General features: G+C 57.5%; 24 protein-coding genes. 15 read left to right on the forward strand and 9 right to left on the reverse strand.

All coding sequences use genetic code 11. The features are described from left to right. Window positions 1-74: 74 nt before the first annotated feature. The 6 genes from ACEN2J_RS14150 to ACEN2J_RS14175 all read left to right on the forward strand — a co-directional run bounded on the left by ACEN2J_RS14150 (window position 75) and on the right by ACEN2J_RS14175 (window position 8,577). Window positions 75-1,019 carry an efflux RND transporter periplasmic adaptor subunit gene (locus ACEN2J_RS14150; protein ID WP_442106782.1) on the forward strand — a complete coding sequence of 315 codons (945 nt, stop codon included), beginning with the start codon at window positions 75-77 and terminating at the stop codon, window positions 1,017-1,019. Beyond that, window positions 1,012-4,224, forward strand: a complete 3,213-nt coding sequence (locus ACEN2J_RS14155) for an efflux RND transporter permease subunit (protein WP_442106750.1) — start codon at window positions 1,012-1,014, stop codon at window positions 4,222-4,224. The genes ACEN2J_RS14150 and ACEN2J_RS14155 overlap by 8 nt, the downstream gene beginning before the upstream one ends. 202 nt (window positions 4,225-4,426) lie before the next feature. Further along, window positions 4,427-4,963: an HdeD family acid-resistance protein gene (locus ACEN2J_RS14160; RefSeq protein WP_442106751.1), complete on the forward strand. Its 537-nt coding sequence runs from the start codon at window positions 4,427-4,429 to the stop codon at window positions 4,961-4,963. Continuing rightward, window positions 4,960-5,679, forward strand: coding sequence for a DUF1003 domain-containing protein (locus ACEN2J_RS14165; protein ID WP_442106752.1), 720 nt, complete (start codon window positions 4,960-4,962; stop codon window positions 5,677-5,679). Before ACEN2J_RS14160 ends, ACEN2J_RS14165 begins: the two co-directional genes overlap by 4 nt. Next, window positions 5,651-8,260, forward strand: a complete 2,610-nt coding sequence (mprF, locus tag ACEN2J_RS14170) for a bifunctional lysylphosphatidylglycerol flippase/synthetase MprF (RefSeq protein ID WP_442106753.1) — start codon at window positions 5,651-5,653, stop codon at window positions 8,258-8,260. Before ACEN2J_RS14165 ends, mprF begins: the two co-directional genes overlap by 29 nt. Further along, window positions 8,257-8,577: a YidH family protein gene (locus tag ACEN2J_RS14175; protein WP_442106754.1), complete on the forward strand. Its 321-nt coding sequence runs from the start codon at window positions 8,257-8,259 to the stop codon at window positions 8,575-8,577. The genes mprF and ACEN2J_RS14175 overlap by 4 nt, the downstream gene beginning before the upstream one ends. Before the next feature lie 96 nt (window positions 8,578-8,673). Here ACEN2J_RS14175 and ACEN2J_RS14180 read toward each other — a convergent pair whose 3' ends face one another. The 9 genes from ACEN2J_RS14180 to ACEN2J_RS14220 all read right to left on the reverse strand — a co-directional run bounded on the left by ACEN2J_RS14180 (window position 8,674) and on the right by ACEN2J_RS14220 (window position 15,563). Beyond that, window positions 8,674-9,366: a hypothetical protein gene (locus tag ACEN2J_RS14180; protein WP_442106755.1), complete on the reverse strand. Its 693-nt coding sequence runs from the start codon at window positions 9,364-9,366 to the stop codon at window positions 8,674-8,676. A gap of 133 nt (window positions 9,367-9,499) precedes the next feature. Continuing rightward, on the reverse strand, window positions 9,500-10,849 hold the full coding sequence (locus ACEN2J_RS14185; RefSeq protein ID WP_442106756.1) for a sensor histidine kinase: 1,350 nt from the start codon (window positions 10,847-10,849) through the stop codon (window positions 9,500-9,502). A 15-nt stretch (window positions 10,850-10,864) separates the two neighbouring features. Next, on the reverse strand, window positions 10,865-11,548 hold the full coding sequence (locus tag ACEN2J_RS14190) for a response regulator (protein WP_442106757.1): 684 nt from the start codon (window positions 11,546-11,548) through the stop codon (window positions 10,865-10,867). Between the two features lie 33 nt (window positions 11,549-11,581). Next, window positions 11,582-13,141, reverse strand: coding sequence for a DHA2 family efflux MFS transporter permease subunit (locus tag ACEN2J_RS14195; RefSeq protein WP_442106758.1), 1,560 nt, complete (start codon window positions 13,139-13,141; stop codon window positions 11,582-11,584). After that, complete coding sequence (locus tag ACEN2J_RS14200) at window positions 13,138-14,136, reverse strand: HlyD family secretion protein (RefSeq protein WP_442106759.1); 999 nt, start codon at window positions 14,134-14,136, stop codon at window positions 13,138-13,140. Before ACEN2J_RS14200 ends, ACEN2J_RS14195 begins: the two co-directional genes overlap by 4 nt. Before the next feature lie 2 nt (window positions 14,137-14,138). Further along, a complete protein-coding gene (locus tag ACEN2J_RS14205) occupies window positions 14,139-14,666 on the reverse strand; it encodes a DUF1269 domain-containing protein (protein WP_442106760.1) in 528 nt (175 codons plus the stop codon). 9 nt (window positions 14,667-14,675) lie between these two features. After that, entirely contained in the window at window positions 14,676-14,834 is a 159-nt protein-coding gene (locus ACEN2J_RS14210; protein WP_442106761.1) for a hypothetical protein, read from the reverse strand. Continuing rightward, on the reverse strand, window positions 14,831-15,412 hold the full coding sequence (locus ACEN2J_RS14215) for a cytochrome b/b6 domain-containing protein (RefSeq protein WP_442106762.1): 582 nt from the start codon (window positions 15,410-15,412) through the stop codon (window positions 14,831-14,833). The genes ACEN2J_RS14210 and ACEN2J_RS14215 overlap by 4 nt, the downstream gene beginning before the upstream one ends. A 10-nt stretch (window positions 15,413-15,422) precedes the next feature. Beyond that, the gene (locus ACEN2J_RS14220; protein WP_442106763.1) at window positions 15,423-15,563 is read right to left on the reverse strand and encodes a hypothetical protein; all 141 of its coding nucleotides are present in this window, start codon (window positions 15,561-15,563) and stop codon (window positions 15,423-15,425) included. 184 nt (window positions 15,564-15,747) lie between these two features. Here ACEN2J_RS14220 and ACEN2J_RS14225 point away from each other — a divergent pair, with 184 nt between their 5' ends. The 9 genes from ACEN2J_RS14225 (at window position 15,748) to ACEN2J_RS14265 (ending at window position 25,907) form a co-directional block, all read left to right on the forward strand. Then, a complete protein-coding gene (locus ACEN2J_RS14225; protein WP_442106764.1) occupies window positions 15,748-16,425 on the forward strand; it encodes a response regulator in 678 nt (225 codons plus the stop codon). After that, window positions 16,412-17,830, forward strand: a complete 1,419-nt coding sequence (locus ACEN2J_RS14230) for a sensor histidine kinase (RefSeq protein ID WP_442106765.1) — start codon at window positions 16,412-16,414, stop codon at window positions 17,828-17,830. The genes ACEN2J_RS14225 and ACEN2J_RS14230 overlap by 14 nt, the downstream gene beginning before the upstream one ends. A gap of 47 nt (window positions 17,831-17,877) precedes the next feature. Further along, window positions 17,878-18,534, forward strand: coding sequence for a YfdX family protein (locus tag ACEN2J_RS14235; RefSeq protein ID WP_442106766.1), 657 nt, complete (start codon window positions 17,878-17,880; stop codon window positions 18,532-18,534). 168 nt (window positions 18,535-18,702) lie between these two features. Then, complete coding sequence (locus tag ACEN2J_RS14240) at window positions 18,703-19,692, forward strand: AAA family ATPase (RefSeq protein WP_442106767.1); 990 nt, start codon at window positions 18,703-18,705, stop codon at window positions 19,690-19,692. Window positions 19,693-19,861: 169 nt separating this feature from the next. After that, complete coding sequence (locus tag ACEN2J_RS14245; protein WP_442106768.1) at window positions 19,862-20,644, forward strand: DUF58 domain-containing protein; 783 nt, start codon at window positions 19,862-19,864, stop codon at window positions 20,642-20,644. Continuing rightward, complete coding sequence (locus tag ACEN2J_RS14250; RefSeq protein ID WP_442106769.1) at window positions 20,641-21,123, forward strand: DUF4381 domain-containing protein; 483 nt, start codon at window positions 20,641-20,643, stop codon at window positions 21,121-21,123. The genes ACEN2J_RS14245 and ACEN2J_RS14250 overlap by 4 nt, the downstream gene beginning before the upstream one ends. Further along, the gene (locus tag ACEN2J_RS14255; RefSeq protein ID WP_442106770.1) at window positions 21,123-22,142 is read left to right on the forward strand and encodes a vWA domain-containing protein; all 1,020 of its coding nucleotides are present in this window, start codon (window positions 21,123-21,125) and stop codon (window positions 22,140-22,142) included. Before ACEN2J_RS14250 ends, ACEN2J_RS14255 begins: the two co-directional genes overlap by 1 nt. Continuing rightward, the gene (locus ACEN2J_RS14260) at window positions 22,139-24,142 is read left to right on the forward strand and encodes a VWA domain-containing protein (protein WP_442106771.1); all 2,004 of its coding nucleotides are present in this window, start codon (window positions 22,139-22,141) and stop codon (window positions 24,140-24,142) included. Before ACEN2J_RS14255 ends, ACEN2J_RS14260 begins: the two co-directional genes overlap by 4 nt. 10 nt (window positions 24,143-24,152) lie before the next feature. Further along, window positions 24,153-25,907, forward strand: coding sequence for a BatD family protein (locus ACEN2J_RS14265; RefSeq protein ID WP_442106772.1), 1,755 nt, complete (start codon window positions 24,153-24,155; stop codon window positions 25,905-25,907).

Genomic DNA, 25,907 nt, shown 5'->3' on the forward strand with positions numbered 1-25,907 from the left:
CCTTGCCACCACAGATTGACCACAATAGATAGAATGGAACAGAGATGAGAAATTTGATCGCCATAGTCGCCGTTATGGCCTCATTTTCGGCGCCAGTATTTGCGCAGGATGCGCCGCTGGCCGAGGTGTCTGTGACTGATTGGAAGGCCGTTTATGGCCGGGTCGAGGCGCGCAGTCGCATTCCCGCGCGGGCGCGTTTGGGCGGCACGGTTGTGTCGCTTGCGGTGGTCGAAGGCGATGTGGTGACGGCGGGGCAGGTCTTGGCGCAGGTTGTTGATGCCAAGATCGATTTTCAGCTGGCTGCGATTGATGCGCAGCAGCAAGCCCTGACGGCGCAGTTGGACAATGCCAAAACAGAGCTGACGCGCGGCGAGGATTTGCTGGCGCGCGGCGTTACAACGGCACAACGGCTGGATGCGCTGCGCACCCAAGTGGATGTTTTGAACGGGCAGATTGCGGCCGTGGTTGCCGATCGGCGGGTGGTTGAACAACAACAGCTTGAAGGTGCTGTTTTGGCACCAATTGCGGGGCGGGTGCTGTCGGTGCCCGTCGCTGCGGGTGCGGTGATTTTGCCGGGTGAGGCGGTGGCGACGATTGGTGGCGGGGGGATATTCCTGCGCATCGCGGTGCCCGAACGCCATGCGGCCTTTTTAAAAGAAGGGGCGACGATTGAGATTGAAACAGCTGCGGGTGCTGGCCAGGGCACCTTGGCGCGGATTTATCCGTTGATTGAGAATGGCCGCGTGATCGCCGATGTTGAGGTGCCGGACCTACCCGAAAGCTTTATCGACGCGCGGGTTTTGGTGCGGTTGCCGGTTGATACCCGCATGGCGCTGATGGTGCCTGCATCGGCTGTTATCACCCAAACCGGACTTGATTTTGTGAAGGTGGTGGGGGCGGATGGCCCCGTTTTGCGCACGGTCGTTGTGGGCCAGCCTCAAACCGTTGACGGCGCTGCGATGATCGAAATTCTATCCGGCCTTGCGGTTGGGGATCGTGTGGTTTCGACAAATGAGTGAGGCCCCTAAAACCCCTAAACTTGGCATCGCCGGGCGGCTGACCCGTGCGTTCATTGCCTCCTCCCTGACACCGCTGTTCATTCTGGCGGCGATTGCCGTGGGTTTGGTCGCGCTGACCTCGCTCCCGCGTGAGGAAGAGCCGCAAATCTCGGTGCCGCTGGTTGATATTCACATTCAGGCGCCGGGCCTGCGCGCTGAAGACGCGGTCAAGCTGGTGACCGAGCCGATGGAAGGCATCGTGAAGGGCATCGACGGGGTCGAACACGTCTATTCCCAGACCCAAGATGATTATTCGATGGTTACGGTACGGTTTAAGGTTGGCACCTCGTCCGATGCGGCGGTGCTGCGGGTGCATGACAAAATCCGCGCCAATATGGACCGGATTCCCGTTGGCATCCCCGAACCGTTGATCGTTGGTCGCGGGATTGATGATGTGGCGATTGTATCGCTGACGCTTGCGCCAAAATCGGGTGCGACGGGGATCAGCGCCAATGATCTGACCCGTATGGCCCGCGAATTGCGGACCCAAGTGGCCAAGACCAAGGATGTCGGGCTGACCTATTTGGTGGGCGAAGTGCCCGAGACGATCCGCATTGCGCCCGACCCTGAAAAGCTGGCGCTATATGGTGTGACCTTGCAGCAATTGGCGGCAAAGGTGGCCAATGCCAACCGGTCCCAAAACACCGGTAAATTGACGGATAAGGGCGATCAGATTGATCTGGTTGTCGGCGAAACATTGGTTGCGCCCGAACAAATCGGCAATCTGCTGCTGACCACCCGCGATGCGCGGCCTGTCTATGTGGCCGATGTGGCGCAGGTTAGCTTTGTATCCTCCAGCGAGGATCTGATCGTTTCAAACGTTAGCCGTGCCGAGGGTGGCGGTGTTGTGCGCACGCCTGCGGTAACGCTGGCCGTGGCGAAACGTGCCGGTTCCAACGCGGTTGTGGTGGCCGAGGCGATTTTGCACCGTGTTGAGGCGCTGGAAGGCACCCTGATCCCCGATACAGTTGGGGTTATTGTCACCCGTGATTACGGCGATACGGCCAATGAAAAGGCCAATGAGCTGCTGTTCCACCTTGGGCTTGCCACGCTGTCTATCGTTGTGCTGGTCTGGGTTGCGATTGGCTGGCGTGAGGCGATTGTGGTCGCGGTGGTCATTCCGGTGACCATTTTGCTGACGCTGTTTGCCGCATGGATTATGGGCTATACGCTGAACCGTGTGTCGCTGTTTGCGCTGATTTTCTCGATCGGGATTTTGGTCGATGACGCGATTGTCGTGATCGAAAACATCGCGCGGCATTGGGGCATGAAGGATGGTCGCAGCCGGATGGATGGCGCGATCGAGGCGGTGGCCGAGGTGGGCAACCCGACGATTGTCGCCACGCTAACCGTTGTCGCGGCCTTGTTGCCGATGCTGTTTGTTTCCGGCCTTATGGGCCCGTATATGAGCCCGATTCCCGCCAATGCCAGCGCGGCGATGATCTTTTCGTTCTTTGTCGCCGTTATCATCACGCCTTGGCTGATGGTTAAGGTGGCGGGCCGTGCACCGATGGCGGCGCATGGCCATGATGAGGCGCAGCCGGGTGGCTTTTTGGGCCGCATCTACTGCATGGTGGCGCGGCCGCTTCTGGGTAGCAAGTTGCGCAGTGGGCTGTTTTTGCTGATAACGGCGGCTTTGTCTTTTGGCTCACTCGGGCTGCTATATACCGAGGATGTGACGGTTAAACTGCTGCCGTTTGACAATAAATCCGAATTGTCGGTGGTGATTGACCTGCCCGAAGGCGCGTCGTTAGAGGCGACAGACCGCGTAGCGCAAGATGTGGCACGTGAGGTATTGCAACTGCCCGAGGTGACGTCAGTGCAGACCCATGCAGGCACAGCGGCGCCGTTCAACTTTAACGGCCTCGTGCGGCATTACTATCTGCGCGCGCAACCGAACTTGGGCGATGTGCAAATTACCTTGTCGCCGAAGGCCGACCGTGACCGCGCCAGCCATGACATTGCGCTGGAAATCCGTCAGCGGTTGGCAGATTTGCCGATGCCTGCGGGCAGCAGTGTAAAAACGGTAGAGCCACCCCCAGGCCCGCCGGTGATTGCAACCTTGCTGGCCGAGGTTTATGGCCCAACAGCCGATGCTCGGCGTGAGGCCGCAGGTAAAATCCGCCAAGCCTTTGAATCCGTGCCTTATATCGTTGATGTCGATGATAGTTTTGGTACCCAGCCACGGCGCTTGCGGGCGACGATCAGTACCGATGATCTGGAATTTTTCAGCGTTGAAGAAAGCGATGTGTTTGACACGCTGGCCACGTTGAATGGTGGCAGTAGGGTGGGGTATTCGCACCGAGGCGAGGGCCGCCAGCCGATCCCGATTGAGATTGCGCGCGCCAAAGGTGACAAAGTGTTGGACGAGCGGTTCTTGTCGACGCCGATCCCTGCCAATGTGCTGCCCGGTGCGCGGGGTGTGGTGGAATTGGGCGATGTGATCCGCGTAGCCGAAGAGCGTGCGTCCTTCCCTGTGTTTCGCCATAACGGGCGTGACGCCGAGATGGTTACCGCCGAAATGGCCGGCCAGTTTGAGGCCCCGCTGTATGGCATGATCGCCGTCAGCAAAGCGCTTGACTCGATGGATTGGGCACCCGGGACCAAGCCTGTGATTAGCCTGTATGGCCAGCCTGACAATGAAGAGGCGACCACCTTGCTGTGGGATGGCGAGTGGGAGGTAACTTATGTGACCTTCCGCGATATGGGTGCGGCCTTTGCGGTGGCACTGCTCGCGATTTATATCCTTGTTGTTGCGCAGTTCGGGTCGTTCCGGCTGCCGCTGGTGATTTTGACACCGATTCCTCTGACGTTCCTTGGCATCATCGCAGGGCATTGGCTGTTTGGCGCGCCATTCTCGGCCACGTCGATGATCGGGTTTATCGCACTGGCGGGGATTATCGTGCGCAACTCGATTCTACTGGTCGATTTCATTCGCCATGCCGATGCCACGGGGAAATCGGATGTCGAGATTTTGATCGAGGCGGGGGCGATCCGGTTTAAGCCGATCTTGCTAACGGCGATTGCGGCAATGATCGGGGCGGTGGTGATTTTGACCGACCCGATTTTCCAAGGCCTTGCGATATCACTGTTGTTCGGCTTGGCATCTTCAACGCTGCTGACAGTGTTGGTCATTCCCGCGATTTATCGGGTATTAAAGACCTGAACCTTGCTAAGCAGATTTTTCATTTCGGCCGTCGCTTTTGCGGCGGCCGTTTTTCATTGGGCGCACGATTGTAGGCGCTGTGCCAAGCTTACAAATTATTAAGGTTTGTGAAGGGCCTTGTGACAGGTTTGGGCGCTAGGTATGGCTTGGTAAACCCTATATGCTTGATGGGAACACCTGACCGATAGAATGGAATTGTGCCATGGAAAACAAACAGCCCCCAGTATTGCCCTTTCAGCGCTTGCGACCTTTGGCTTGGGTCTTTCTTGGCCTTGGTGCCGCAAGCATCATCTGGCCCGAGGTTGCAACCATCGCGGTTGAGCAATTGATTGCATGGTTTTTGGTTTTGTCCGGCGCTTTGGGCGTGCTGTTCTGGCTGCGGTTTAAATCGGGTCAGATCAGCTTGATGGGCTTGGCTGCGGCGGCATTAACGCTGGTGTTAGGGTTGGTCTTTTTGGTACAGCCCATCGCGGGTGCGCGCACGCTGACCATGATTATGGCAACGATTTTCTTGGTTGAAGGCGCGTTAGGGGCTGCGATGGCACTGTCATTGCGTGAGCATCACGCAGGCTGGGTTGTGGCCATGCTCAGTGCGATTGCGACCTTGGCGCTTAGCTTTCTGGTATTCATCGGCTGGCCCGAGGCATCCTCTTGGGTGATTGGCCTGCTGTTCGGGATTAACCTTTTGACAACGGGGCTGGCGCTTTTGGCCTTGTCGCGTGTGGACCCCCAGAAGTGACAACAAAACCGACGACCCAGATTTGTGCTGTATGCGGTAAGGCGTTCAAAGTAAAAAACCTGCGCCAGTATGAGGTGGTACGCCCAAGCCTGAACGAGGCGATCACAGCAAAGGCTCCGACTTGGGGGCCGGGGGCCGCGATTTGCTTTGACGACTTGCGCAATGCGCGCGCCGATTATGTCGAGGCCATGCTGCGCACCGAGCGCGGAGAGCTGACCGAACTGGACCGCGATGTCATCGACAGCTTGGCGAAGGGTGAGATTATCACCCAAGCGCTCAGTGCTGTGGTGGATGAAAAGGCCAGCTTTGGCGAGCGGGCCGCCGATAAGGTTGCAACCTTCGGCGGCTCTTGGACATTCATCATTTCATTTTGCGTGGTGCTGTTTGTCTGGATGGGGCTGAACATTACCGGCTGGCTTTTTAAACCGTTTGACGTCTACCCGTTCATTTTGCTGAACCTTGTGCTGTCCAGCCTTGCTGCCGTGCAAGCGCCGGTGATTATGATGAGCCAGCGGCGGCAGGAAACCAAAGACCGGCTGCGCGCCGAAAATGATTATCGAATTAATCTGAAGGCAGAGCTGGAAATCCGGCAATTGCATGAGAAGATAGATCACCAAATGGCCCATCAATGGGACAAGTTGGCGGAGCTTCAGCAAATCCAAATTGACTTGTTAGAGGATGCTATCCATGCAAAGCGCACCCCTCGCACGCCCTGAAACGCACCTATTTCGGCGTATTCAGTCACATCCGCTGGTGCGATTGGCTGTTCCTTTGGTGATTACGGGCATCGCCTTGGCGCTGCTGCATCACATGTCGCAAAGCATCAATTTGGCCGATGTGAAAAAGAACGCGCGGGCCTATCCTTTGGGCGTTTTGGCGGCGTCGTTTTTGGCGACCTGCTTTAGCTATCTGGCGCTGTCCCTGTATGATGTAATTATTCTGCGGGCGGTGACGCCGGTAAAGCTGCCGCTGGCTGTGCCCATGCTGACTGGGGTTAGCAGCTTGGCGGTGTCGAATATGCTGGGGTTTTCATGGCTGACAGGGGCAGCAATCCGTTATCGTGTCTATTCGGCCTTTGGGGTTGATATTGCTGCGGTGGCCCGCCTGATCGCGACCAGTTGGGTTGCGTTTTTTCTGGGGCTGATGGCGATTATCGGCAGTCTGATGATTTTGCATCCGGCGGGCTTGTCGGCGGTGATTGCAATGCCAGCGGGGCTGGAAACTGCGACGGGTGTTGCGATTGTGGCGGGCTTGGTTGCGCTGTTTGTTTGGACAGGCACAGCGCAGCGCAGCATCGGCTTTGGTGCCTATAGGGTAGAACTGCCGCGCGCGCAGCAAAGCATCAAGCTGACAGCGGTGTCGGTGGTTGATTTGGCGGCCACGGCATTGACGCTGTATGTGCTGATGCCAAGCGATCTGACGCTGAACTTTCCGTTTTTCTTTGTGGTGTTTGTGGCCGCAATCGGGCTGGGGATACTAAGCCATTCGCCCGGCGGATTGGGCGTGTTTGAGGCGACACTGATTGCCGGATTGGGCGCGACAGAACGGCCGGATGTCTTGGCCGCACTGGTGATGTACCGCGTGATCTATATGGTGCTGCCGTTTTTTATGGCGGTTATCGGGCTTGCGGTTGCATGGGTTTTGGCCAATCGGCAGGCCGCGTCCAAGACGTCACGGTTAATCTATGCCGCAACCAAGCCGATTATCCCGCTGATTGCGGCGGGGCTTGCAATGCTTTCGGGGGCGGTGCTGCTGTTGTCGGGCAATCTACCATCCGATCCGGCGCGGCTTGGTTTTTTGCGGGAAATGCTGCCGCTGTCGTTTATTGAAACCTCGCATCTGGTGGGCAGCGTGATTGGCGTGCTGCTGATGATTGTGGCGCGCGGATTGTACCGGCGGATGTTTCGGGCGTGGCTGGTGGCGATGGGGCTGCTGGCAGCGGGTTTGGTGGCGTCCTTGCTAAAGGGCTTTGATTGGGAAGAAGCCGCCGCTTTGGCCAGTGCTATGGCCGTGCTCTGGGTGTTTAGGCCCGCATTCTACCGCGCCGATATGACGGCGGGGTTGCGGCTGAACCTAGGCTGGTTGTTAAGTGTGTCGCTGTTGGCGGGGGTTATAAGTTGGATCGGGTTCTTTGCCTATTCCAATGTGCAATACACCGATGCGCTGTGGTGGCAGTTTGCGTGGCACGGCGATGCCTCTCGGTTTTTGCGGGCGACGTTTGCGGTGGCTGTGGTGTTGGCTGCGTTCATGTTGAACATGCTGTTAAGCCGGCAATCGACACGGCTGCGCCGCCAACCCATCCCGGATGATGTGCGGCGATTGACGGCAGCATCGACGGTGGCCGAGGCCGGAATTTCGCTGAGTGGTGACAAACGGTTTATTCTGTCAGCCGATGCGCGGGCCTATATTGCCTATGCCGATACCGGCAGCACTTTGGTTAGCAAGGGCGATCCGGTGGGCGAGAAAGAGGCGGGCATCGCGGTGATTTGGCAGTTGCGCGAGTTGGCCGATCGGCTGGGCCGGCGTTGCGCATTTTACGGCGTGTCCGAGCGTTATTTGCCGACCTATCTGGACCTTGGGCTGCAAGTGTTGAAAATCGGCGAGGTTGCGCGGGTGGATTTGCGCAGCTTTTCATTGGAAGGCCCGCGCCGCAAAGATTGGCGCCATGCCAAGGCCCGCATCGGGCGCGATGGCTACCGGTTTGAGGTGATAAAGGCGGCAGATATTGGCCCGCATATGGACAATATGCGCGAGGTGTCAGACGCGTGGTTGGCGCATAAGAACAGCGAAGAGAAAGGGTTTTCCTTGGGTTGGTTCCATCCCGATTATGTGCAGAATTTCGACTATGCCGTGCTGCGCAATAATGACACAGGGCGCATTACCGCCTTCGCGAACCTGATGCAGGCCGGTGATAAATCCGAGTTGTCGTTGGACTTGATGCGCTATGATCCAGCTGGGCCGGGCGTAAGCATGGACGCGCTGTTTGCCGAGATGCTGATGTGGGGCAAAGAGCAAGGCTTTACATGGTTTTCGCTGGGGGCAGCGCCTTTGTCAGGGCTGGAAAGCCGACCTTTGGCGCCAGTTTGGCACCGCGTTGGCAGTTTTTTGTTTGCGCATGGCGAACAATTCTACAAATTCGAAGGGCTGCGCAGTTTCAAGCAAAAATTCGACCCGCAATGGTCGCCGGAATACCTTGCGTGTTCGGGGCGGTTAGATGCGGCGCGGGTGCTGTATGAGGTAAGCTTGCTAATTTCACGCGGGGTAAAGGGTATGAAAAAGCACGGGAGCAAGGAATGATTGTTAATTACGCCGATCATTCGGCCAATGAGCGCACGTTTTTGGCCTGGGTACGGACTGCGATTGCCGTGGTCGGGTTTGGTGTCGCCGCCACGCGGTTGGGGCCAGACCCCGTTTCTGGTTGGTCCGAGGCGTTGCTGCTGATGAGTGGCGCGGTTGTCATTTTGATTGCCTTTTTGCGCCTGCGCCGGGTGCGGGCGCGCATTTCTGCGTCGGCCATGCTGGAAGATGATGCTTTGGCCGCAGATGGGTTGTTGATGGCGCTGATCGTGGCCTTGTTCGGGATGTTGGCAGCTTTTGCTTTGCATGTCGGTTAATAGTTTGGGCGCCGTTTTTGGCTGGGCGCAATGCTAGGGGGCAGGTATCTGTGCGATACCTGCCCCCTATTTCATCCGTACAACTTACGCCGCGTTTTAGTTGGCCAGCACCTCTTTAACTTTGGCGGCGCGGTCGTCACTGTTGTGGTTCCCGTTGAAGACTCCCGAGATCTGCTCAAGCTTTTCGAGGGATAGTTTTTCTGGGTTGGTAAGTTTGATGCCGATCGAATTCAGATCATTCACCACGATGTTTTCCAATTCGCCAGCGGCTGGGAAATCCTTGATCGATTTCATCATAACGGCCTCACGCGGGGCTTTATCAAGAATAGCCATTGCGGCGGTTTTTTGATCACTTGAAGTACCATTGCTTGAGAACACGCCAGCCAGCTCTTGGGTGGTTTCCAAGCTGAGAGCCCCAGTTTTTACGCCCTTAATGCCCACCGAGGCCAGATCTTGGTTTACAATCGTCGCCAGTTCTTTGGCCTCGGGGAAATCACCGGTGGATTTGGCCAGTGTCATATCGCGGGCTTTGGCGTTGATGATCGCCTCGGCGGCAGCTTTCTGATCGTCTGGCTTGCCGTTTGTATCAAAGATGCCAGACAGGCTGGAAATTTGCGAATAGGTCAGCTTGCTGTAATCGACATGTGCAATGCCAACCGAAGACAATTCGCCGGTCAGAATGTTCTGCATTTCTGTTACCGAGGCGGTGTTTGCGAATGTTGGTACGGCCAACAAGGACAAAGACAAAGCTGTCATAGCAAGCATCGAAGTGTGGGTTGAGGTTTTCATTTTGATCGTCCTTTGAGTAATGGGTTTCAGGTCACATCCTGTAAAATGAAATTACCCATTGGAGTCGTCGTCTGCTTTGCCCGAGATTTACATTTAGGTAAGCTGGAAAAAAGCGACGCGCGGCAAAAACGATTTAAACAGTCTTTTGAAAACAGATGGTTACGGAAAGGCCGGGGTTTAGGTTTTTAGCTATAATTGACCCGCCGTGGTGCTTGGCTATCGCCATTACCATGGCAAGACCAAGGCCTGTACCTTCGGTCGAGCGACTGACGTCAAGTCGTTGAAATGGCTGGAAAATACGCTCAGTAGCTGTGTCCGGCACACCAGGGCCGTTGTCTCGAATGCACAAGCGGGGGCCGTCTTCATCCGACACATCAATATGGGCTGTGCTGCCTATTGGGCAATAGCGCATGATGTTGGCCAGCAGGTTTACGATCAATTGGCCCAGCATATTTTTATCGGCGTGAATGGGCACAGGCGGCATGCGGTCTGCGATAAGCGCGAATCCCGCATCCTCTAGTACGGGCGCATAACTTTCGGCGATATCCTGAACCAGATCATTCAGATCAAATGTGGCAAAGGCTGCGCCGCCTTTGTGCGCGCCAATATTGGAAATGCGCAGAATGGTATCAAAGGTTTGACTTAGTTTCGCCATTTGGCCGGTTGCCAGATCAAGCTGATCGGTTTCGGCCTCGGTCAGCTGTGCGTTGGCCTGAAAGGCTTGCAGCGCAAGCGAGGCGCGGGTGAGAGGGGTGCGCAAATCATGGGCGATCGCGATGGTGGTATTTTCAAGCGTCTGGGTTGCGGATTCTATGCGGTTCAGATTGTCATTGATGCTAACGCTGATGTCATGAAACCTGTCGTCGAAATCGGGGCCTAAGGGAATGCGGCGCGTCGTTTCACCCGCGCCAAAGGCGGCGAGGGTGGTTTGGATTCTATCCATGAGTCGGCTTAAAATACGGGCGGCAAAAGCCCCTGTAAAAACCATCATCAGCAGAATAACGCCTGCCGTGATTGGCATGATGACGCCAAGGTTTTCCAATGTGCTGCTGATAATTTTGCTGGGCCGCCCGACATAAAGCACAGCATCGGGGAACAGCTTGCGTTTGCTGACATAGACGGTTTCGGGCGCGCCCTGCGTATGGGCCAGCCGGATGTTTTCGATTTGGTCAACCGGGGGTTCAGTCTGTAAATCGCCGGCAATGAATGTGCCGTCCAAGGTAAACAGCCCGATGATTTGCCGCACCCCCAGTGGGGTTGAGGCCGTCACAGTAACGGTGTCGGTTAGCCCATGCAGACCGAAGCTTTCATAAAGCTCGCTTAGGCTTTCCAAGTCGGTTGTGTTCACCGATTGCAATTCTGCCCGCATCACCCGTTCCGAGCTGACAAAAATTGCATAGCCGCTGATCGCCAAGATCACGACGGTTAACGCCATCATCATTTTGCCAATGCGCGAAACCGCCGAGGAGTTGGTTTTTACCATGCGCATCCTGCCTGCCTAACTTGGGTCACTGATCATATAGCCTGCGTTGCGCACGGTTTGGATCAAGGCGATATCAAAGGGTTTGTCGACTTTGGCACGCAGGCGGCTCATATGGGTTTCGACTACGGTGGTTTGCGGATCAAAGCTGAAATCCCACACCTTTTCCAGTAGCATTGTGCGGGTCATAATCCGCCCCGGCGCGCGCATCAGCACCTCTAGCAAGGCGTATTCCTTGGCCTGTAGGGTGATCTTTTGGCCCGCGCGATGGGCGCTGTGGGTGATCAGATCCAATTCCAGATCATGCACGGTCAGTTTGGTTTCGTCATGGCTGGTGGCGGGGCGGCGTGACAGGGCAACCACACGGGCATCCAGTTCAGAAAACTGAAACGGTTTGACAAGGTAATCATCGGCGCCGGCGTGTAGCCCTTCGACCCGATCCTCGACCGAGGCACGGGCAGTCAGAAAGATCACCGGCATTTTACGCCCTGCCGCGCGCAGTGCCTTTAGGACCGACATCCCATCCATCCCTGGCATCATCCTGTCCAAGATAACGATGTCGCAGGGGTTATAGAGGCAAAACGACAAGGCATCGCGCCCGTCATGCACTGCCTCGACGCTATGTCCCGCCTGCATCAGCCCTTTGCGGATAAACTCGGCTGTTTGTTTGTCATCTTCGGCAAGCAAAATCTTAAGCGGCATTCGATCCTCGCGCGGGGTAAGGGGGGCGGGTGGTTAATGGGCGGGGGCGGCTTTGTGCCCCTTTTGCGGGCGCTGCATTAACAAGACTACCGGAAGCATGGCGAAAGCTGCCCAGCCTGTCAGCAAGAAAACATCTTGAAACGCCAGCATTTGGGCCTGTGCGGCGATTTGTTGGGTCACATAATAGGCACCAGCTGCGCTGTCGGGGCGCAGGCCCAAGGGCGCAAGATAGGCAAGTGTGTTTGCGCTGTACGGGGTTATATGTTCGGCAAGGGCGGTCCAGTGAAACTGAATCCGGTTAGCGACCTGCCAGCCCACAATCGCAATCCCCACGGATGACCCGAGCGAGCGGACAACGCCGTAGATACCTGATGCCTCATCCTGACGATCCTGGCCGATGTTTTGAAAGGCCACCGTAGACATTGGCACAAAAAACAGCCCCATACCGACGCCAGACAACACCCCCGGCAGCGCCAGTTGCCAAAAGCTGGCGTTCAGGTTGACCCAGCCAAGTGCGATATTGCCAAGCCCCGTAAGCATAAGCCCGATGGCCACAAGGATGCGTGGGTCGAAAAATTTTAGCAGCACGGCACCGGTTAGCACCATTGACACCCCCGCCGCCAAGCCGCGCGGCATGAACAAATAGCCCGCATCCAGCACGCCAAAGCCAAGCAACCCTTGGACGAAAATCGGCAATATCGAAATTGTGCCGAACATGGCCAAACCAAAGCCCAGCATAGCAGCATTGGCCGCGCTAAAGCTGCGATCGCGGAACAGCGAAAAATCGATGATGTTATGGGCGATGCGGCGGCCGCGCAGCACAAACACCACGCCACACACCAGAAACACCAAAAATGCGACTTGGATCAGATGAGAGGCGAACCAATCCTCGACCTCGCCCACATCCAGCATCAGTTGCAGCGCCGCAACGGTTGCGATCATCAGCGTCAGGCCCACCCAATCAATGGTGACGGGTTTGGGGTCTTCCTTTTTCAGCTCGCCCGAAATCATCAGCAAGGCAAATAGCGCGATGGGCATGTTGACGTAAAACACCGCCCTCCAAGAAAACGCCTCGGTTAAAATCGCGCCTATGGTGGGGCCAAGGATGGGGGCGACGATCACACCAAGCCCGAACAGCGCCATTGCCTCGCCGCGTTTTTCCTTGGGAAAGCTGTCGAACAGGATGGACTGTGACAGCGGAATCAGGAACGCGCCAAAGACACCTTGGCCGATGCGGCAAAATACGATGACTTCGACGCTCCACGACAGCCCGCACAGCGCGGAAAAAACCGCAAAGCCGGTGATCGCGGTGGTGATAAGACGGCGGCGGCCAAAACGGCGCACGAAAAAACCGGTCAGCGGCATGACGACAACCGAGGCTACGATATAGCTGGTCAAAATCCATGTGGTTTGGGTTGTGGTGATGCCGAATGCCGCCTTCATGTGCGGCAAGGCGACGTTGACGATGGTACTGTCCAGCACCTCTAGGACCGCCGTCAGCACGACCGCCAAGACCACCGCCCACCGCACAGGGCTGGCGGCCTCGGCGCTGGTCGCCGCAGGGTCGGGAGCCGTAGGGTTGGCGGCGGTCACTTTGTGCCCTTGGTGGTATCAATAGTGACGGTGGTGCTAGCACCAACGCGCAATTGCAGCGCGGGGTCGTTGGGCGCATCCAGCAGGTCAATGCGTACGGGAAAGCGCTGCGTGACCTTGACCCAGTTGCCCGTAGCATTCTGCGCGGGCAGTAAGGAAAATGACGCGCCAGAGCCCGCGCCGATGCTGCCCACGGTTCCATTCAACGTGACCGAAGGGTACATATCCACGCTGATTGATGCGGGCATACCGGGGCGGATGCGGGTCAGGTCGGTTTCCTTGAAATTCGCCTCAATCCACCAGCCATCATCGGCGACAATAGAGAATTGCGACTGCCCAAAGGCTAGAATTTGCCCGACCCGCAGGTCAATATTGCTGACCCAACCCGATGTTGGTGCTGTGACTGTGGCATAGGCCAAGTTTGTGTTGGCCAGCGTCAGGTTGGCCTCGGCAGCGCGTACACCGGCATTTCGCTTGCCATCACCGCCGTGCTGGGCGCGGGCCACATCAATCGCGGCTTTGGCAGATTGCACGCCTGCATTCGCCGCATCCAAAGCCGAGCGGGCCTGATCCATCGTGGCGCTGGAAATGGTGCCGGCTTTGGCCAAAGGCGCTTGGCGATCAAAATCGCGCTGGGCCTCGGTTTGGGCGGCAGTGGCGCTTACCAATTGCGCAGTGGCGGCGATGATATTGGCGGCTGAAGCGATTTCCTGCTGTTTTGCCTGATCAAGCTGGGCCGTTGCGGCCTGCTGTGCGGCCTGCAAGGCGACGGTATCAATCGTGAACAAGATGTCGCCGCGCTGAACCTTTTGGTTTTCGACCACGTTGACGGTTGCAACAGCCCCGCCAACTTGCGGTGCTATGGCCAGAATGCCCGCTTGCAAATAGCTATCATCCGACGCGGGGTGCGCATCGGTATATTGCCAATAGAAATAGAGGCCGACCCCAATGCCCAGCCCAACACCGACGAGCAGCAGGTTTTTCAGTTTCTTCATTGTTAAGCCCCTATTAACGCGCCGTGCTGTAATCTGATCGCATGATGGGCCGCCTCGAATGCGGCCGAAAGATTTGCGTCAAACAGTGTATCGACAGGGGTTTGACTAAGGGATGGAGAAAATTTTGCCAAGATATCAACGACAAAAGCTGTGCTTTTTGAATGAGGGAACACGATCAATGCCGCGCTGTCTTGGGCAAGGTTGTTTTGCATATCAGAGGTAAAGGTCGGGCTGATGCCAAAATCATCAAACGCATCGCGCAACGGGTTGGCGGTGGCTGGCTCCATCACCCCGAGTAAGGGTTGAAGGAATAGCGTATCTTGGACGATTTGCACCAGCGGCACGGCGGTGCGCTTTGTCGTCCACAGGTTAACAAACTGTTCCAAACGAAACGCGCCATAGCTGTTGGCTGTCACGATCACCGCATCGGCCACATCGGGCAAATAGGCCGAAGGTGCGGTCAAAAGCGCCTCTCTGGCTGTGTTGGCGGCGGTGCTGGTTTGGAAATACGCGACGACCAAGGAACGCATTGCTTTATCCTAGTTCATAAACCAGCCGAGGCTTGCGACCACGGATGGCCCCGTCAGGGCGTTGCTGCGAAAACCGGCAAAGAGATAGGCGATATAACGTTTTGCAATGGCAAGGCCGCTGCCGGTGGCGGGCCCCGTAGCGATGCAGGCCTTCTCCTTAATTCTCATTTTTCACCCGCTTTGAATGACCACATTGTGCGCAGCGATATTGCGCCAGCGATGTGATTAACAACGGCAAGGCCTGCGTGGGCGATCAGATAGGCCCACGCCAGATTTGCCAGTAAACGGTGCGCGTTCATGGCAAGGCCAACCAGTCCGCCTTCGTGATCGACGCCTGTGTTGAAAAAATAGTAATAGCTGCCCGTTATCGTCATGCCTGTGATCAGCAAAAGCCCAAGCCCGTGTACCGCCGAAGCAAGGGGGGCAGGCTCTTGTGCGGCGGGGATCTTACGGTTTTTCAACGCGATGATGTGCAGTTTAAGATCGGCCCACACAGCGCGGCGTGCGGGGGCCGAAAACCATGGCAGCAATTCGCCAAGCGGCGTACCGCGCTTGCGCATAATGGCGACAGCCCAAAACCCAAGCACCAATGCAAAGGCCACAAGGCCTGCGTATTGATGCACCCAAAATAGCGTATTGCCACCATTATGATCGGTCATGAACTGGCTTGATCCCAGCTGCACCACAACAGCAATCGCCAGGCTGGCGTGAAACAGGCGGGTGATGAGGGCGTGGCGTGTGTGCATTTTGGCGGCCTTATGCAAGGTAGTCATGGACGGCGTCGCCCAGACCTAAGGTTAAGTTGGACAGCGCCGAATAGGCACCAGCTTGATGCGCGACCAATGCGCCGCCTTGTAAAACAAGACTGTTTTTTGCGGATGCGTGGGGCGGTTTCATCGGCCTGTTCCTTGACTGCTCTGCTGTTCTTTTACGCGACCCCAACAGCTACGTCCTTTCGCGAAGTTTACGAATTTGTAAGGTGAAGATTTCGGCTGGGGTGGTAAACTGACTAAGGGACGAATTTATCCGTTGATAGATACCCGATTGGCAACCTCTGCAGGATACCAAAAGCAAAGATCGCATGAAGATCATTCTGGCGGAAGACGATGAAAAGGTTGCCAAGTTTGTGGCAAATGGCTTGCAAGAGGCAGGTCATAGCGTGGATTGCGTGGCCGATGGTCGTGACGCGCTAAGCTATTGTTTGTACAACACCTGTGACCTTGCGATATTAGACCGGATGATGCCTGGGATGGATGGGGTGTCGGTGCTAAAGGCGCTGCGCGCGGCCAAAAATGAGATGCCGGTGATCTTGCTGACCGCGCTGGCCGATGTAGATGATAAATTGGCAGGCTTTAACGCCGGAGCTGATGATTATCTAACAAAACCCTTTCACTTTTCCGAGTTGCTAGCGCGAATTTCGGCATTGTCGCGGCGGCGCACAGGCGCGGTAGAGGCAACATCGCTAGAGGTGCATGATCTGCAACTGGACCTGCTGGGCCGTATGGCAACCCGCCAAGGCAAAGGGATCGAACTGCAATCCAAAGAATTCGCGTTGCTGGAAATTTTGATGCGCAATGCGGGGCGGGTGGTGACGCGCACTATGTTGTTGGAACGGGTTTGGGATTTCAATTTCGAGCCAAACTCGACCGTGGTTGAAACCCATGTCAGCAGGTTGCGCGCCAAGATTGACAAGCCGTTTGATGTGGCGCTGATCCATACGGTGCGCAACACTGGGTACACGCTGCATGGACCACGCTAACGTCTTTTCGGGTGCGGCCTTTCGCACAGCGGTTCATGCTGCGGCGGCGGTTTTGGCGACGTTGGTTCTGACGGCCGTTGCGGCGTTCATCTTTGTGCAGCAAACCTTGGAAAGCGAAATTCAGCGGCAGGTGATATCCGAGCAGGTGATGCTGCGCGAGATTTACGACAAAGGTGGCAAGGCCGCATTGATCCGCACGATTGCCGAGATCAACAATCCGGTTGCTTTGTCACAGCGCGCTATCGGCGTTTTCGGGCTGGATGGGATAAAACTGGCCGGTAATATCTATCGCGCGCCGGATTTTGACGGGTTTCAGCAGGCGGATCTGCGTTTGACGGGCACCGACCGGCCTTTGCCCTATTACGCGCATGCAACCTTGCTGGGCGAGGTCGTGCTGATTGTCGGGCATGACATGACGATGATCACCACGACCGAACACCGCTTGATTATTGCCTTGCTGATTGCGGGTGTGATTTCGGGCGGGGCCATTTTGTTGATCGGCTATCTTGCCAGCCGGAAAAGTTTACGCAAGCTGATGGCGTTGGAAAACACGCTGGACCGGGTGGCCGGTGGCGATGTCAGCGCGCGGGTGGCTGTGTCGCGCGAAGATGATCAGATTGACCGCATTTCGACGCAGGTGAATGCCCATTTGACACGGCTGACCGAGCTGATGGCGACCACGAAATCGACGGCAGCGGCGATTGCACATGATCTGAAAACGCCTTTGTCGCGCGCGTCTTTGTCATTGCAGGCCGCGTTGTTATTGATCGACAAGGGCCAAAATCCCCGCGATGAGATTGAGGAAACTGAAGCCGAGCTTGACCATCTGAACAGCATTTTCGAGACGATTCTGCGCATTTCGCGCATTGAATCGGCGCGGCAAGACAGCGGTTTTGAGCCGTTTGCACTGTTGCCGATGCTAGAGGATCTGGCCGAGACCTTTGTGCCAATGGCCGAAGAGCGCGGGCAGAGTTTGGTGGTTTTTGCCCCAAGTCAGCCCCCAAATCATTCGGTGCCGGAGGTGCTGGGCGATGCGCGAATGCTGCGGCAGATGATCGTGAACCTGCTGCAAAATGCGATGAGCCACGGCGCGGCGGGAAATGAGATTGTGATACGCCTGCAAGGGCAGGGCGCAGCCGTGGTGGTTGAGATTTCTGATCGAGGGCCGGGGATACCCGAGGCGGAACGGACAAAGGTGTTCGATCCGTTTTACCGGTTGGATAGCAGCCGTACAGCGGGGGGTAGCGGTCTTGGGTTGGCCTTGGTAAAGGCGATCTGTTTGCGGCATGGCATTGCTGTTCAATTGGCCGACAACCGGCCTGGCCTACGGGTTATTCTGACGTTTCCGGCGGTTTCGGAAATTGTCAAAAATGTAAACTTCACACAAAACAGCGGACAAGTTTAACCTGCATAATCTTTTCATCGAACCCCACTTTGGAAAGGATTACTTCCATGAAAGCCTCGAATAAATTCATCGCCGCAGCACTTGCAGGCCTTGTGGCGACCAGCTCCTTTGGCAGCTTTGCAGCCTATGCCGCAGGCACGGATGCCAAGGCGCCCACTGCCGCCTATGCCACGCAAAAAGAGCTGTTGAAGACAGCGGACGAGGCGCTTTCGACGGTTACGCATGTGCGCGCGGCCCGTATGGCCTTGTTTGACAACAAGATTGACGAGGCCAAAGCCAATGTCGCCGACGCGACCAAAGCCCTGAGCGCAGGCGAAACCGATCTAAAGGCCCTGTTGGTTGCTGATTCAGATAAGGCCGATGCGGCCAAAGCATTCCTGCCGTTTGATATGTCGATGGCGCTGACAGATACGTTCAAGCCGACGCAAGAAAGCGAAAAGGCTTTGAAAGAGGCGAAAGGGTTGATGACCTCGGGCGAAAAAGACAAGGCGATTGAAGTGCTGCGTGTGGCCTCGGTTGATCTGAATATTTCCGCCGCTTTGCTGCCAGAGCAAGGCAGCTTGGACAAGCTGAAACAGGCGACCGATTTGCTGGAAGGCCAAGAGTATTTTGCGGCCAACCTTGCCCTGAAATCGATTGAGGACTCGGTCGTCGTGCGTAATTTCGGCATTGATGCGATCCCCGCGCAGGGCAACATCGAATAAAAAGCCATCTCACACGGCCCTGATGTTCGGGCTGTGAGAGCCATCCTCTGCACGGGCACAAGGCGAATATACCGTCCCAAGCGGCATAACCCCACAACGTCCCCCCAGGTTGAACCCCGTGCAGAGGTCTGACACCCGCCAATCGCCCCTGATATCGACGAGGATGCAATGAACATTCAACCCAATCCGCCTACCGCCGCCCCCGCTAACCCTGTGGTTTCTGACCTGCGGGGTTATTTGAATTCTGTGATCGTGGGTCAGACCGCGTTTGTCGACCGTCTGTTGCTTGTGCTGTTTGCGGATGGGCATGTGCTTGTTGAAGGCGCGCCTGGTTTGGCAAAGACCAAGGCGATTGCAACGCTGTCACAGGCGATTGCCTGCGATGAAAAGCGCATTCAATTTACGCCCGATCTGCTGCCTGGCGATTTGACCGGAACCGAGGTTTACAGGCCTGAACACGGGACGTTTACCTTTCAGCGCGGTCCGCTGTTCCACAGCCTGATCCTTGCCGATGAAATCAACCGCGCCCCTGCCAAAGTGCAATCGGCGCTGTTAGAGGCGATGGCCGAACGCCAGATCACCGTGGGCGGCACGACCTATCCTTTGCCGAAATTGTTTATGGTTATGGCCACCCAAAACCCGATTGAGCAAGAAGGCACCTACCCGTTGCCCGAGGCGCAGCTCGACCGGTTTTTGATGCATCTGCGCATTGGCTATCCCGATCCCGCCGCGGAAAAGCTGATTTTGCGCTTGGTGCGGGGCGAGGCATTGGGCGAGGCGGCCCCAGTCTCAGTGCATGTGACCGAAGACGGGATTATGGCCGCGCGCCGCGAGGCGATGTCGGTGCATGTTTCCGAGGCGCTTGAAGATTACATGCTGCAACTGATTTTCGCGACTCGTGGCACGACGCCTTTGGGTGCGGCGCTGCTGGGTAAAATCGCCTATGGTGCCAGTCCGCGCGGCACGATCGCGCTGGACCGTTGTACCCGCGTTCATGCCTGGATGCGCGGTGCCAGCTTTGCCGCGCCGCTGGATGTGCAGGCAGTGCTGCATGATGTGTTGCGCCACCGTCTGATCCTAACCTTTGAGGCCGAGGCCGATGGTGTGACCAAAGACGGGCTGATTGATGAATTGATCACCCTAGTTCCGGTAAGCTGAAAGGGGGATGCCATGGCCGCAGAACACATATACCGTCGCGGAATTGAAATCAGCCCTACCGCGTTGATCCACGCACGCCCCAATCGCAATATGACCGGTTTTGCGCCGGGGGGGCGGGTCAGCACGCATATGTGGGGAGGCGAACCGGTCGGTTTTTCATGGGCGCGGCATGGAATATGCGGAATCGCGGGCCTATCAGCCCGGCGATGATATTCCCGCGATCGACTGGCGGCTGACCGCGCGCAGCGGTGCGGTGCACACCAAGCTGTTCCATGAGGAACGCGAACGCCCCGTCTATGTGCTGCTGGACCTGCGCGGCACGATGCAGTTTGGCACCAAGGTTCGGTTCAAGGCGCATTTGGCGGCCGAGATTGCGGCAATGCTTGCTTGGGTCGGGCTGGATGGGGGCGACCGCATTGGTGGCTTTATCCTGACGCGCGGAGGCTTGCTGGAATTTCCGGCAGCACGGACGCGCACGGCGATGTTGACGTTTTTACATGCCGCCTCTGATGCTACACGGGTTGATCATACTGCGGGCCAAGAGGTTGCGCTGCCGGGGGCATTACGCAATTTGCGCCATGCGTGCAGGCCCGGAACGCTGGCCTTTATCATCAGCGATTTTGCCGATTTTGGACAGCAGGTTGAGACAGGGCTGCGGCGGCTGGCGCATCGCGCCCATATTACGATGATTTCGGTGCATGACCCGATGGAACAGCATTTGCCGCCAAAAGGGGGGCGCCTCAGCGATGGGGCCGCCGTGCTAAGTCTGGGCCAAATGGGCCGCGCTGACATCGCCAGCCATGCCGATAATTTTGCAAGGCGCCAAGCCGGTTTGGAAACCCTTGCGCGCAAAAGCGGTATGGTTTTGCACCGTATTGCGACGCCTGATGACCCGAAGCAGCTGTTGCAGCCCATGCGGTCGGCGGGCCCGACAAAAAGGAGCGCCGCATGACACCGCTGTCTCCTGAGGTTCAGGCCGAGCTGGCCAAGCTGCACGATATTCGCCTGCCCGCGCCTGTGGAGTGGTGGCCGCTTGCGCCGGGATGGTGGGGGCTGATTACTGTTATGATCGTCTTGGCGATCAGCGTTTCAGTATTCGAATTGCGCCGCCGCAGGTCCGTGCGTTTTGCCGCGATGCGAGAGTTGGCGGCGTTAAAAGCACAGCTTGGAACGGCAGCAGCGTCTGATACCGCCCGCGATTTGGCGGTTTTGTTGCGGCGGGTCTGGCTAACCGATGCCGCAGCAGGCCCTCTGGCCACATTAAGCGGGCCAAGCTGGGCCGATGCTTTGACCCAAGGGCGCGGCGGGCTTTCCCCCGCCGTTGCCACCTACCTTAGCAACGCGCCCTATGCCCGCGCTGGGGGGGATGACGATCAAACCTTATTAAGCCACGCGATGCTTGAGGCGGGCATTTGGATCAGGAGGCGTTGATGATTACCTTTCTGTGGCCGCTCGTCTTTTTGGCGCTGCCTGTGCCGTTCCTGCTGCGCGGGGCTTTAAAACCGGTCCCACAATCGGCATTCGGCGCGTTGAAGGTGCCGTTTTTCGGGCAGTTGCAGGGTAATGGCGCGGGCGCTGGGCGCAAATCGCCGCAAAGCTGGCTGGGCTTGGCGCTCGCCACTGCGATTTGGGTGCTGTTGGTGGCCGCCCTTGCCCGCCCCGCGATGGTGGGCGAGGCCGTGCCGCTGCCTGCTGAGGGTCGTGACATTATGATGGCGATTGACCTATCCGGCAGCATGGGCCGCGAAGATTTCGCTTTGAACGGGCAGGTCAGCACGCGCCTTGGCGTGGTCAAACAAACGGCCGCAGATTTTATTGAACGCCGGGCGGGTGACCGGATCGGCCTCGTATTGTTTTCCGACCGCGCCTATTTGCAAGCGCCGCTGACCTTTGACCGCGATGTGGTACGCGATTTGTTGGACCAAGCGCAAGTTGGCCTGACGGGAACGGAAACTGCGATTGGCGATGCGATTGCGATTGCGGTGAAGCGGCTAAAAGACCGGCCCAATGGCGAACGCGTGTTGGTGTTGCTGACGGATGGTGCCAGCAATGCAGGCGCGATGACCCCGCTTGCCGCCGCCGATTTGGCGCAAAAGCTGGGGGTTAAAATCTATACCATCGGGGTGGGTGCGGACCGAATGGTGGTGAACAACGGCTTTGGCCAACAGGTTGTGAACCCGTCGCAAGATTTGGATGAGGCGACTCTGACCCAGATCGCGAAAACCACAGGTGGGCTGTATTTTCGGGCGACCAACCTTGACGGCTTGGCCGATATTTACCGCCAGATTGATAAGGTCGAGCCGATTTCGGACAAGCCCTTGTATTTGCACCCGACTGTGTCGCTGTTCTTCTGGCCGCTTGGGTTTGCGCTGGCTTTGGCAGCTGTGTTTGCGCTGGCCTATGCACCGCTTGGCCAACTCACACGCCGTCGTATGGAGGTTTTGCAATGATCCCGACATCGTTTCATTTGCTGCGGCCCGAATGGTTGCTGGCGTTTTTCCCTGCGGCAATGGTGATCGCCTTTGCGTGGCACCAATGGAGTGCCATTTCTGGAGGCGGTTGGGCTGGCATTGTTGACACGCATTTGATGCCGCATCTTGCTGTCCAAGGGGTGCCGCCACGGGCCGCGCGGGCATGGGTTGTGGCGCTTGGGCTTGGTTTGGGCTGTATGGTTTTGGCAATGGCGGGACCAGCGTGGCAAAAGCTACCGGTTCCGGTCTATGGCGGCGTGCAGCCAACGGTGGTTGTTCTCAGCCTGTCACAATCGATGAACAGCACCGATTTGGTACCAAGCCGGATGGCCCGCGCGGGCCATAAGCTGCGCGATATTTTGGACCAAGCCACCGGCGGCGATGTGGCCTTGGTGATCTATGCCGACCGGCCATTTGTGGCCACACCCTTGACCTCGGATGCCGAGGTGATCCGCCAAATGCTGCCCGAGTTGTCGACAGGGTTAATGCCTGTGCTGGGCAATCGGCTTGATCTGGCGATTGATGCGGCGCAAGGGGTGTTGTCGCGGGCAGGGGCTGTGGGCGGGCGCATTGTGGTGCTCGCTGATGATACGGGGTTGGACCCCGCCGCCAGCCTGAAATCGGCGGCGGCGGCCAAGGCTGCGGGCTATGATCTGGGTGTTTTGGGGGTTGGCACGGCAGATGGTGCCGATCTGCAAACAGCGCAGGGGCATGCCATTAGGGCGCAAGACGGCAGCACGATCACGGCCAAGCTGGATTTGGCTGGGTTGCGCGCGTTGGCACAGGCCGGTGGCGGAGCGTTTTCGACCGTCACGGCGGATGGCAGCGATTTGGCAAAGCTATTGCCTGCTGGCGCGGAGGTGGGTGCGCAGGGAAAGCCTGTCGATTTGGTGACCGATAGCTGGGATGACATGGGCTACTGGCTGCTGTTTTTGCCGCTGCTTTTGGCGCCTTTTGCCTTTCGTCGCGGGCTGTTGTTTGTAGTGCCGTTCATGATCATGGGTTTGGGGATGGCACCGCAGGGTGCGCGGGCCGACACTTGGGCCGACTTGTGGAAAACCCCGGATCAACAGGGGCAGGCGGCCTTTGCCGCTGGGGATTTCAAGGCGGCGGCCACAGCCTTTGCCAACACGGATCACAAGGCAAGTGCGTTATATCGCGCAGGTGATTTTGACGCCGCGGCGCAGGTCTATGCGGCGGGTCAAGACGATGCAGCGGCCTATAATCTGGGCAATGCCTTGGCCAAAGCGGGTCAGTTTGAAAAGGCGTTGGCAGCTTATGACAAGGCGTTGGCCGTTGCGCCCAAGGATGCAGATACGCTGTTCAACCGCGATCTGGTGGCAAAGCTTTTGCAACAGCAAAAGCAAGACCAGCAAAAACCGGATCAGGACCAAAAGCAATCGGGTGATAAAAACCAAGATCAACCCAAGCCGAAGGATGGTCAGGGACAGCCCGAAAAGGACGATAAGGATAAGGGTAACTCAGAAAATCAGCAAAGCGCTGGGCAACAGGGCCAAACCCAACCTGATCAACGTAAACCCGAAAATGGGCAAAACGGCCAAGATGCCAAGGGTGGCCAGCCCTCTACGGGCAGCGATGCAAACAATGCAAGCGGCGCAGACGGCCAACAGGCCGAAAATGGTCAGGACCCGTCACAAAATCAATCGACAGGCGCAGAACCAACTGGCGGGCAAGGGGCCGAAGATGCACAGGCAAATAAAACGCAGCAAGATGATTTGAAAGACTCCCTCGACAAGGCATTGGCCGCCAAGGATGAGGCCCAAAATGCGGCTATATCTGCGGGCGAGGGCCAGCCTGCCGATCAGGCCAGCGATCAACAAGCGGATGGCCAAGCCCAGAGCGAAACCCTAGATCAGGCCACCGAACAACAGCTTCGCGCGGTGCCGGATGATCCGTCCGGTTTGCTGCGGGCGCGAATTCGCCAATATTATACCGGCCTGCGCGCGGCAGGCCAATAAGGAGATGACCATGACAAACCGTGCCGCTCTTGCCGCCCTTGCGCTTTTGCTTTCGACCACGGCCAGCTTTGCCGATGGGCTGGTTGCACGGATCAGTGCCGATAAAATCGGGCTTGGTGACAGCTTTCAGCTGGTCCTTTCGGCGGACCCGAACAGGTTGACGGCACCGCCGGATGTGTCGGCGCTGAACACCGATTATGATCTTCTCGGCACGTCAAAATCGACGCAAACCCAGATTATCAATGGGGCGCGCACAGATACGGTGGAATGGATCATCACCCTTGCGCCGCGCAGCAAAGGGCATCTGACCATTCCTGTGCTGACTGCCGGACAGGCCAGCAGTACCGCGTTAGCACTGGATGTGGTTGACCAAAGCGCGCTGCCAAAAGATCAGAAAACCGCAACGACAACCCGCATCGAGGCCACGGTTGAGGCGGGCAGTCACTATGTTCAGCAAGAAATTCCGCTGACCGTGCGGATCACAGCAGGGCAGGGGTTTCGCGGTGGCCAAATTGGCGTACCCGAAAGCGCCGACTATATTTTGGAACAACGCGGTACGGATAAAACCAGCCAAGCAACGGTGGGTGGCAAGCCGGTGACCGTGATTGAACGCGATTACCTTTTGCGTCCGCAAAAGAGTGGCGCTGTGACGGTTGCGCCGTTCACATTACGGGGCAGCGAAGATGACCCTTCGGCGCAAACCACGCGCCAGAGCCCGTTTGACAGTTTTTTTGGTCGCTCGCCCTTTGGTGGTGTTGGGTCGCCGTTTGATCAGATGTTCAACCCGGGCCGTGATGTGGCCGTGCGCACTGCGCCGCTGACGCTTGAGGTAAAGGCGAGCACGGGGACTGCGAATGACTGGTTCTTGCCGGCAAAAAATGTGCAGATCACTGCGGAATGGGACCCCAAGTCCCCGCATTTCCGTGTGGGCGAGGCGGTGACGCGGCATGTCCGCATTCAGGCGCTTGGGGCGGCACAAGTGCAGCTGCCGGATTTGGCGGTGCCACAGGTGACCGGTGCAAAGATCTATCTTGAAGGCTCGAACGCGGGGTCGGTTGATACGCCCGAGGGCACGGCCGCCGTACGCGATTTCACCTATTCGGTGGTGCCGCTATCGGGGGGCGAGATCACGTTGCCCGAGGTGCAGGTCTCGTGGTTTGACACAGGCGCTGAAACTCAGCGCACAGCGACCTTACCCGCAGAAGTGTTGACGGTTGAAGGGGGAGCACCCGTACCGGCCTCCGTTTCCATGCAGACAGCAACGCCTAAAGTGGCACCCGCCGAGGGGGGCGCCGTTGTGAAATTACCGACAGCGCCGAACGATGCCATTTGGTGGATCGGCGCGATTTTTGCTGCGGTGGCTGCGGCTGGTGTTGCGACCGTTTCACGGCGCAAACGTGGGGCACCGCTGCGGCCTGATGTTCAGTCGCAACGCAAGGCGGCGCTGGCACAGGTTGCGCGGGCTTGTGCGGATGGGGATGCAAAAGCGGCCTATGGGGCGGGTTTGGCGTGGTTGCGGATGTCTGCTGCGGGTTTGGCCATATCGCAAAGCGAGGTGATGCAAGGATTGCCTGAGCTGGGCAAAAGCTGGGCCGCGCTAGAGGCCCAAGTGTTTGCGGGCGATGATGCTGCCCCTTGGGATGCCAAGACCTTTGCCCAAGATGTCCGTGCGGCGGACCGTCTGATTGGCCAGCGTGCAGCACCCCTGCCGACACAGCGCCTGCCACCACTTTACCCGACCTATAGCAAGCGGCAGGGGGCCTGA

Source organism: Pseudorhodobacter sp. W20_MBD10_FR17, from assembly GCF_052119765.1.
Taxonomy (GTDB): domain Bacteria; phylum Pseudomonadota; class Alphaproteobacteria; order Rhodobacterales; family Rhodobacteraceae; genus Pseudorhodobacter.

Coding starts and splice junctions, on each gene's coding strand:
- ACEN2J_RS14150 (WP_442106782.1), top strand. CDS start 75: ATGGCCTCATTTTCGGCGCCAGTATTTGCGCAGGATGCGCCGCTGGCC.
- ACEN2J_RS14155 (WP_442106750.1), top strand. CDS start 1,012: ATGAGTGAGGCCCCTAAAACCCCTAAACTTGGCATCGCCGGGCGGCTG.
- ACEN2J_RS14160 (WP_442106751.1), top strand. CDS start 4,427: ATGGAAAACAAACAGCCCCCAGTATTGCCCTTTCAGCGCTTGCGACCT.
- mprF (WP_442106753.1), top strand. CDS start 5,651: ATGCAAAGCGCACCCCTCGCACGCCCTGAAACGCACCTATTTCGGCGT.
- ACEN2J_RS14175 (WP_442106754.1), top strand. CDS start 8,257: ATGATTGTTAATTACGCCGATCATTCGGCCAATGAGCGCACGTTTTTG.
- ACEN2J_RS14180 (WP_442106755.1), bottom strand. CDS start 9,366: ATGAAAACCTCAACCCACACTTCGATGCTTGCTATGACAGCTTTGTCT.
- ACEN2J_RS14185 (WP_442106756.1), bottom strand. CDS start 10,849: ATGGTAAAAACCAACTCCTCGGCGGTTTCGCGCATTGGCAAAATGATG.
- ACEN2J_RS14190 (WP_442106757.1), bottom strand. CDS start 11,548: ATGCCGCTTAAGATTTTGCTTGCCGAAGATGACAAACAAACAGCCGAG.
- ACEN2J_RS14200 (WP_442106759.1), bottom strand. CDS start 14,136: ATGAAGAAACTGAAAAACCTGCTGCTCGTCGGTGTTGGGCTGGGCATT.
- ACEN2J_RS14205 (WP_442106760.1), bottom strand. CDS start 14,666: ATGCGTTCCTTGGTCGTCGCGTATTTCCAAACCAGCACCGCCGCCAAC.
- ACEN2J_RS14210 (WP_442106761.1), bottom strand. CDS start 14,834: ATGAGAATTAAGGAGAAGGCCTGCATCGCTACGGGGCCCGCCACCGGC.
- ACEN2J_RS14215 (WP_442106762.1), bottom strand. CDS start 15,412: ATGCACACACGCCACGCCCTCATCACCCGCCTGTTTCACGCCAGCCTG.
- ACEN2J_RS14220 (WP_442106763.1), bottom strand. CDS start 15,563: ATGAAACCGCCCCACGCATCCGCAAAAAACAGTCTTGTTTTACAAGGC.
- ACEN2J_RS14225 (WP_442106764.1), top strand. CDS start 15,748: ATGAAGATCATTCTGGCGGAAGACGATGAAAAGGTTGCCAAGTTTGTG.
- ACEN2J_RS14230 (WP_442106765.1), top strand. CDS start 16,412: ATGGACCACGCTAACGTCTTTTCGGGTGCGGCCTTTCGCACAGCGGTT.
- ACEN2J_RS14235 (WP_442106766.1), top strand. CDS start 17,878: ATGAAAGCCTCGAATAAATTCATCGCCGCAGCACTTGCAGGCCTTGTG.
- ACEN2J_RS14240 (WP_442106767.1), top strand. CDS start 18,703: ATGAACATTCAACCCAATCCGCCTACCGCCGCCCCCGCTAACCCTGTG.
- ACEN2J_RS14245 (WP_442106768.1), top strand. CDS start 19,862: ATGGAATATGCGGAATCGCGGGCCTATCAGCCCGGCGATGATATTCCC.
- ACEN2J_RS14250 (WP_442106769.1), top strand. CDS start 20,641: ATGACACCGCTGTCTCCTGAGGTTCAGGCCGAGCTGGCCAAGCTGCAC.
- ACEN2J_RS14255 (WP_442106770.1), top strand. CDS start 21,123: ATGATTACCTTTCTGTGGCCGCTCGTCTTTTTGGCGCTGCCTGTGCCG.
- ACEN2J_RS14260 (WP_442106771.1), top strand. CDS start 22,139: ATGATCCCGACATCGTTTCATTTGCTGCGGCCCGAATGGTTGCTGGCG.
- ACEN2J_RS14265 (WP_442106772.1), top strand. CDS start 24,153: ATGACAAACCGTGCCGCTCTTGCCGCCCTTGCGCTTTTGCTTTCGACC.